The sequence below is a fragment of the Thomasclavelia sp. genome (genome assembly GCF_017889095.1).
Lineage (GTDB): Bacteria > Bacillota_I > Bacilli_A > Erysipelotrichales > Coprobacillaceae > Thomasclavelia.
The window spans coordinates 1-8,444 of the sequence record NZ_JAGHEW010000302.1 but is presented as its reverse complement, the minus strand read 5'-3'; the positions used below and the strand labels follow the sequence as shown (position 1 = coordinate 8,444).

The following is an 8,444-nucleotide window of genomic DNA, read 5'->3' as shown; positions in this document are numbered from 1 at the left end:
GAATAACAATTACTAAAATTATCCTTTATTAATACTTCGCCTTTATTATTTTCAATCCGATCTGGATAAATAATTAAATATCCATCCTGGTTACCAATAATACAATAAATTTTGTTCTCTAATTTAAATGATTTTTCTTCCTCATTAATATTCAAATAATTTCTATTTTGATTGGGACCTAATGAATCGATATATTTAGGCATCATATCATCCAATTGTAATGAATATATTTTTTTATTCATCCGCTCGTCTTCAGTTAAATATAAAATGTTTTGATCAAAGCAAAAGACATCTATAATTTCCTGAAAACTCAACGGATCACGCTGCACATCAAAGGTATTAAATGTTTTCAAATCGATTAACCGGTTATCAAAATGTAAATATTGGCCAACCATATTAAAGTGAATGTTTTGATAACTGTTATAAGAATAAATATATTCTATTTTAGAATTATTAAAACTGCAGCCACATAAAATAAAGAAACACAATATTATATAATTAAATTTAATCATCTTTTTTAACCCAATGACAAAAATTATTAGTATTGTTATTACGCTAATAATTTCTAAAATCAACATGTTAAAATCAAAAGCAAGAAAATCAGCACCAGTTCCTAGATAATAATTGCCAGGAATTAAAAAGCTGACAAAAGGAAAATAAAGAATTATTTTATCATATCCAAAAAATGCCTTGATGACAAAAGTTAAAACAAAGATTAAAGTAAGAATTAATAATGGCCGTTTAATTAATTTGTTTAACAAGATCGAAATCATTGCCAGTAAATTACTGCCAATTATCAACAACAAGAGATTTAATAAATAATACTGATAAACTGTCATGTTTAATACATTTTTTCCAAACGATGAAATATTGCTGATTTCAAAATTTAAATTACCATAACGACTTAATAGCCATATTTTAAAACCGTATGTTATGATAATGAAAATGATGATTGTACCGGCAAACAATAACCATCGTGCTTTATCTATATATTTACGCCCTCCAGAACATACATAAGCATAAATTTCAGTATTTTCATCACTGTCACGCAAAAAGATCATATAAATCATAAATAAAACCATCATGATCAAACAATAATCGAAATTATTCATTGATAGTAAATCAACCAGTTCACCATTACAGATCATCAAATTATCATCACTTTTTACTTTTAAGTACTGTTTATAAAAAAGATTAAAACCGCCTTGTTTTCCAAGTAAATCATCTAGTTGATGATGTTTTGATAAATATTCCTCTTTATCAATTATACCCGTTTGAAAATCATGAAGAAGCTTACCAGTTGACTTATTTAATGATGTTGCAATAGCTTCGATTTCCGTTTCTTTTTGATCATCTAATTTGCCATAATATTTTTCAATATAGTCTATATTAATTTTTTGATCATAACTTAATTGATCATGATAATTAGTAACATGAAAATAAAAAGAAATCATGGAAATCATCATTGTTACTATAAATACTAATAACCCCCAGTTTTTTAAAAAAAAGATCTTAATTAATTGATTAAGTATTTTTTTCATGATTTTGCCACCACACATATCCAAAATAATTTATTATACTTCCACAAATAATTATTAACATCGCTATTATAAAAATATAACTATTCATATTATTATTTATAATCAATTCTCTAATTGAAGAAAAACTAATAACACTATAATTATGTAAATTATAAATAAAAATCATAACTACGATCATACCTGACCCAATCAAGATTCCTAAATAATCTTTCCTTAAAAAATTATAAATACATACTAATATTAATGAAAAAATCAAGCTGCCTAAACATTTAAATATTGTATCAATTAGATGATATACTACAATTGATATTGTACTATCACTAAGTCTAAATTGTTGTAATGCATAGATTGGCTGGAGCCAGCCATTATTTGCTCCTAATAAATAAAAAACAATAAAATTTTGGATTGCAAAAAGAATTACAACTAATAATGTACTGATAAATAAAGCAGTTAATTTAGGAAAAAAACTCCGCTTAATTCCATTTTTAACCAACAAAAAATAAATCTGGGTATCCTTTTTTTCATGAATAAAAATACAAACTGTCATAAAAACAACGATAACTAAAATCAGTAAATAAGAAAAATCATAGTTAACATAACTATTCATGATCGTATAATCATAATAATAACTTAAAGACCGATTTTGATAACTAGAGATAATCTTTTGATTATACTCATTCCAGCTTTTATCTTTACTAAACGTCAAATTTTCCTTTGCTTTATCAATAATCCTTTGAATATCTTTTTGATAATCTAAACATTTTTGATATTCATTAACAACCTCTTCTAATATTTGACTATCACCAAAAACATAGCCACTAAAAGTATTTTCATCAATTTTATCTGTCTGATAATCTCCAATAGCTACTTTTTGACTAGCATCCTGATAGTATTTCAATAATGTTTCATATTTTTCCTGAGTAATTTTTCCTTCCACTAATTGATTAATTTTTTGTCTACCAATATATAATTCACCATGCAAATTAGGATAATTTTGATAGATAATTTGACCAATATTTAATACTATCATAGCTAACAATAACCAAACTACTGGTTTATAAGACCATAATTTCTTTAATTCCCACTTAATCATCTTTATCACCATAATGATATAAATAAACATCTTCTAATGTAATTTGCAAAGTACGTTCATATTGTAATAATTCATCACTAATAAACTTAATCAAATACCCATCTTTGATTGACTGGATATGGGTTATTAGATATTTTCTTTTAAAATACTCTAGTTCTTCTTTACTAATTGAAACACTATAAAAATAATCTTTTACCTGGTTAATTAAATCTTCACTATTTTGATTTGCAATAATAGTACCGTTTTTTAATAAAATTATTTTATCAGCTAAGTTTTCCATATCCGAGATAATATGAGTAGAAACAATAATAATTTTATCTTTAGATAATTGACTTAAAATATTTTTCAAACGAATTCTTTCCCGAGGATCCAAGCCTGCTGTTGGCTCATCAAGTAAAATAAATTTAGGATCATTTAACAGTACTTGAGCAATTGATAAACGCTGCTTCATTCCGCCAGAAAGTTTTTTTATTTTAATATTCTTTTTATCCTCTAAATTTACTAATCGAAGCACTTCATCTATCCGCTCTAATTCATCTACTTCTTTTAATACTGATAAATACTTTAAAAATTCAACACAAGTAAAATTAGGATATAATGCATTATATTGAGGTAAATAACCAAACTTTTGATAATATTCGTTGCTTAAAAATGAAAACTCATCGTTTTCTATCGTTCCACTATTAAATGAAATAAGACCACTTAAGATATTCATCAAAGTTGATTTTCCCGCTCCGTTAGGACCTACTAAACCATAGATACCGCAATCTAATTCTAATGATAAATTATTGATCACGGTTTTTTGATGATATTTTTTTACTAAATTATTAATTTTTATTTTCATTTCATTCTACCACCAAACTGCCACTTTGTTCTGGAAGATCACCATTTAGTGGAAGTACTACAACTTTTAAGTTTTTACTACTTTGATTAGTAGTTTTTAAATCAATTGTTGCCATTTTACCTGTTTTTAAATCAACATAATATGATTGCACTGGTTTTAAATCTTCAAAAAGCCAAACTCGGTAAAGATTAGGTCTACCAATTATTTCTAAGGATACAACTGCATTTTTTTGATAAGTTCCATTTGTATTTAAAAATCTAGGCAATAAATTATTAACTAAATAATCATCACCTTTATCCTGAAACTCCATTAATTTCTCTTTAGAAATATCAAAGTAACTCACATCATAACAATCAGCGATATTTTCTTTAGTACTATCTTGATGATATGTCAAAGTGGTACTACCACAAAATCCAAAATGCTGTTTGTTTTCCATACTTTTTAAATCATTTACAATCTCATTATCATAAATTATAGCTCCCTGCATGATTAAACGATCACCTTTATTACCTACATTGGGAGTAAAACTAACTCGTTTAGTTCCTTTTTCACCCTTATTTGCCGCAAAAGAATAAACTTTATTATCACCATCTATTTTTTGCGGAATTCCATCAATAAAAATCATTACTCCTAATTTACAATCACGACCATCAATTTCATAGTCAAAATCAACATTTACCGCTTTACCATCATATACATAACCATTTTCAATATTATGCAAGCCAAATCCGCCCGTCAAATCAATATTTTCTGCCATTGATTCAACATCTTTGATCTTGACATCCTCTTGTTTTTGACTACATCCAGTAAATAACACTATTAATAAAGATAAAGCTAAAATTTTTTTCATCCTAGTTCACCTCCTGAACCATAAAACTTGTCTTTTCATCTTCATTATCTAAATACCCATATAAAAATATTCTATTTTGATACTTAGCAGCCATACTTATATAACTATAACCAAAATCACCGTAATCTTTTTCATTGAATTTAAGATTTGGTCGCCAATCTCCCTTACTGCCAGAATCAATAATCGCTATACCTTCATTTAACACGTGAACATTAACTGAATCTTTTTTTGATAATTTCAAATCTTTAGCTAAAGTACCTTCATATAAATAACTAATTGATTCTTTAATTTCATCCATTGGAACAAACGCATTATGAATTAAAACATTATTTTTATAATTATCTAATGTTACAGCACTACTATTTGTTTTCGTATAAGTATGTAAATTTAAATCAATCGTGCCATAGCATGGTGTCGATTGATCATCTTCATTCAATATTGTATCACCAATATAACAGACAGTTTGATTATCCAAAAAAGTTAATTCTTGAATACTAACCAAGCTATTAAGATTGGCATTTAACGTTAAAATATTAGATACTGAATTACTTTTTATATCGATTAAATATACTTTTTGATTATTAGTAAAAACTACTTTTTCCAAATCTTGACTAACTGCAAAACTGGGACTAAATAAATCTTCATCAAGATAGTTATTTAAATCAATTGTATGTAATAGTTCATCATTATAATTATAGATATCCATAACCGTTTTTCCTTTTTCGACTACGTATCCATTTTGTAACGGAATTAATTTTGTATGCGGATAAAACTTTTGGTTGATAACTTTATCAAAAAGGATTTTATTATCTTTCAAATCATAGCCAAGTAAACTAGCTTCCTCATCTCCATATAAAATATAAAATTTATCATCAATAATATCCCAATCAAACAATTCTTTATTCTTTAATACCGCACTTAAATCATCACTTTTAACACTATTTTTACTATCTTCTATTTTAGATTCTTTTTTTTGACTACAGCCAGCTAATAACAACAAAACAATTATATAAATTAATATTTTTTTCATTATCTCACTTCCTTAACAAAACCGCCCTATAATTAGGGCAGTTCTTTAATAAATTGTTGAAGTATATGCATGATAACCATTAGTATGAACAATTTCATGGGTTCCATAAAAAGTCACTCTAGTACCAATATAACCGTTTAATCTTAATGTATCCCCGACACTTGTATTATTTCTATGCTGATTTCTAGTAGTAAATATATGTTCACCAGTACTTGTTTTTTTACCAGCAATCTCTACTCGTACACTATTTACAGGCTTTGAAATAAAAGTCATTCCTTCACAATATTTTGTAGAACCACGATTATAAGTACTTAAATTTCCTTGCAACAATCCATGTGATGTTTTACCTTTTCAGCTGCAAAAGCAGGTACAATACTAGCAAACGTTAAACTAAATGCAATAATACTTCTAAACATTATTTTTAATCATTTTTATAAATCCTTTCATCAAATTTAAGCGATGCATCTTATATGAATTTAGTATATTATAGCGTTTCCAATACTTCAATAAATATAATATATTTTTAAATATATTTAATAAAATATTATATTTATTAATATTTTTTAAGAAATTTAATTATAAACTCATTTTATGATTTACTTTTAAAAGAAATAATTTTATACTTTATTATATTGTTTATTTCTAATAATGAAAGTAAGGTGTTATAATTGGCTAAAAATACTAATTTTTTATTTAAGTTGGATTTATTAATTTTAAGTGTTTTAAAAGAAAGTGATCAGTATGGTTATCAGCTAACAAAAATCATCAGTGAACAAACTAATAATTTAATTGTTCCTAAAGCTGGTACGATGTATCCTGTTTTGTATGATTTAATGGATAAAAAATATATCAGCAGTTATGATGAATATGTGGGGACTAAGATCAGAGTTTATTATCATCTGGAAGATAGTGGGAAAGAGTATTTAAAAAAATTAATCAATGACTATGATACTTTAGTAAAAACAATTAATTCAATCATTCATAAATAAAAGCTATGTTTCTTATAACATAAAACGGGTAAAAAACTTTTTACCCGTTTATTACTAAGCTTAAAATTTCAACAAACCAGATAATCATTTAAGCATATATTCTTTCATTGCTGCATCTAACTGGTTTACTTCACTAATCTTTTTTATTACTTTTCCTTGTTTGGTAACCAATAAAGTAGGTACCTTTGTTACTTCATATTTATTTAATATCTCATTCATCTTATCATAATTATCATCCCGATCAAGATTTGTATAATAAACAGGCATTTGGTACGAATAGATTTCACATTGTTTTATCAATTCTTTTTCAAATCCCTGACAAGCTAAACAATCATCTCTACCAATATATACCATTGACAAATCATCAGATATTGATAATAAACTCCTTTTTACAAAAGTATAAATACAAAAACAAACAATGATACAAATATTGATAGAAAAAAACCAAACCAGATCATATTTTCTAAAAACGTTGAAATTACTTCGGCAATTTTTATTAATATTATAAAAAGCTCAATTAAATGTTGTTTAAATAGTATTTTATATTATAAGCAATTTTCAATTCCAATCAAAATAAATTAGACATAATAAGATAAGTGGTTAATCTTGCAATAAGACCCGTCTATTTTACATATTACATTCATTATTATATTATTTAAAGCCATTGATGAGTAAAAATAGTATTGATTAAGGGTAGCACCTGCTTTCATTATTTGTTAATGATTGCATATTTTAATTAAGGTCACTTTCAACAATAATTAATTGCATATTGATAAAATATAATATTTCTCCTAAAATTACTCCTGAATAAAACGGAATAATTATATTTTTAGAAGTTAATAACATTAATACAATAAATATATAATAACCATAAAACATTTTTTTATTTTCTCTTTTTAACAAATAATGAAAACATATAATACTCGGAATCGACAAAAACAAAATACCTATATAATAAAATAAATATACCGAAAAAAAGTATATAGTCATAAACAATAACATAAAAAGTGCAATACAAGATTGTAAACTTTTACAGTGGAAACCTCCAATTTTTAATCTAACAAATCCAAATGAACAAATAAACACTACACCAAACAAAAAACAATGTAACATATACGAAACTAACAATATTAACGATACACTAAATGCATTAAAAAAAATAACTTTTACTCCATATACTATAATTTCTCGCTCACATTTACTAGCTGAAACTAATTTATCAATTATTTTTCCCATGTTTTTCATTACGAAGTAACTTTGCCAAGACATAGATTCACAATCATAATATTTTTTATTACATTGTATCATCAAGGACATACAAAGATCCTCTGATAGTATTCAAACAACAATTAATCTGTTTGTTATTCGCAAATCAGATACCAAAGGTTAATGCTCGTTTTCTAACTCTATAATCACTCTATGTGAATTAACAACACTATTATACATATAAACTTGCAATTTTTTACAAATATTATTACTGCTATAAGAGAGTGAAGTCTTAGATAATTGAACTTGTCTGCTATTTTAACATCCACCAATGTCTTCGATACTGTCTAAAGCCTGTAAACTTCACAAATCCTCCTCTCTTTTATATTAAACAAATTTATAATTATAAGATTGTGATATAAACACTAATTTAAAAAATCTAATATCAATCAATTCAATAAAATCTATGATTTTAATTAAACCAAAAATTTTCCATATTTACTTATTTAAAACATTATATCAGTATTTATTAAAATATATGCCGATTTATGTACTTATAAATAGTCAGCTTTTGAAGCTTCGAATCATCATTTAGGAATTTTATCAGCATAATTAGTAATACGTTGTATATCTTGTTTCAATTTATTATACAAAACCTACAAGTTCTCTTGTCACAGCTATTATTACCACTATATTTCTATTATGCTTTTTATCAAAAAAACATAAATATTCCCTTTATTATACTCAAACGCAATTCAAAATTCTTGACAAATTGAAATATATTTATTTAATCGGAATTAATAAATTTAACACTAATCTATCATTTTTATAAATTACTTTTGTTTTTATTGAAGCATTATTTAATTCAGGATTATGTTCTTGTGGCGCAAT

At 25.4% G+C, this 8,444-nt stretch carries 9 protein-coding genes; 1 reads left to right on the top strand and 8 read right to left on the bottom strand.

The window, feature by feature from the left end; genetic code table 11:
- The 6 genes from J7M77_RS13305 to J7M77_RS13280 form a co-directional block, all read right to left on the bottom strand.
- Positions 1-1,541: hypothetical protein (locus J7M77_RS13305; protein ID WP_296879388.1), on the bottom strand; the 1,541-nt coding region annotated here is incomplete at its 3' end.
- Entirely contained in the window at positions 1,525-2,634 is a 1,110-nt protein-coding gene (locus tag J7M77_RS13300; RefSeq protein WP_296879386.1) for a hypothetical protein, read from the bottom strand. The genes J7M77_RS13300 and J7M77_RS13305, both read right to left, overlap by 17 nt.
- Positions 2,627-3,478 (bottom strand): ATP-binding cassette domain-containing protein, encoded by an 852-nt coding sequence (locus tag J7M77_RS13295; protein WP_296879384.1) that lies wholly within the window; start codon positions 3,476-3,478, stop codon positions 2,627-2,629. Before J7M77_RS13295 ends, J7M77_RS13300 begins: the two co-directional genes overlap by 8 nt.
- Before the next feature lies 1 nt (position 3,479).
- Positions 3,480-4,328, bottom strand: a complete 849-nt coding sequence (locus J7M77_RS13290; protein ID WP_296879382.1) for a hypothetical protein — start codon at positions 4,326-4,328, stop codon at positions 3,480-3,482.
- A 1-nt stretch (position 4,329) separates the two neighbouring features.
- Positions 4,330-5,358, bottom strand: coding sequence for a hypothetical protein (locus tag J7M77_RS13285; protein ID WP_296879381.1), 1,029 nt, complete (start codon positions 5,356-5,358; stop codon positions 4,330-4,332).
- Between the two features lie 45 nt (positions 5,359-5,403).
- Complete coding sequence (locus J7M77_RS13280; RefSeq protein WP_296879378.1) at positions 5,404-5,685, bottom strand: hypothetical protein; 282 nt, start codon at positions 5,683-5,685, stop codon at positions 5,404-5,406.
- Between the two features lie 341 nt (positions 5,686-6,026).
- On the opposite strand from J7M77_RS13280, the gene J7M77_RS13275 reads away from it, so the two are divergent.
- Positions 6,027-6,347 (top strand): PadR family transcriptional regulator, encoded by a 321-nt coding sequence (locus J7M77_RS13275; RefSeq protein ID WP_296879376.1) that lies wholly within the window; start codon positions 6,027-6,029, stop codon positions 6,345-6,347.
- An 84-nt stretch (positions 6,348-6,431) separates the two neighbouring features.
- On the opposite strand, the gene J7M77_RS13270 is transcribed toward J7M77_RS13275, so the two are convergent.
- A complete protein-coding gene (locus tag J7M77_RS13270) occupies positions 6,432-6,707 on the bottom strand; it encodes a thioredoxin family protein (RefSeq protein WP_367237026.1) in 276 nt (91 codons plus the stop codon).
- Positions 6,708-7,079: 372 nt separating this feature from the next.
- Positions 7,080-7,583 carry an accessory gene regulator B family protein gene (locus J7M77_RS16920; RefSeq protein WP_367237027.1) on the bottom strand — a complete coding sequence of 168 codons (504 nt, stop codon included), beginning with the start codon at positions 7,581-7,583 and terminating at the stop codon, positions 7,080-7,082.
- Between the last annotated feature and the right edge of the window lie 861 nt (positions 7,584-8,444).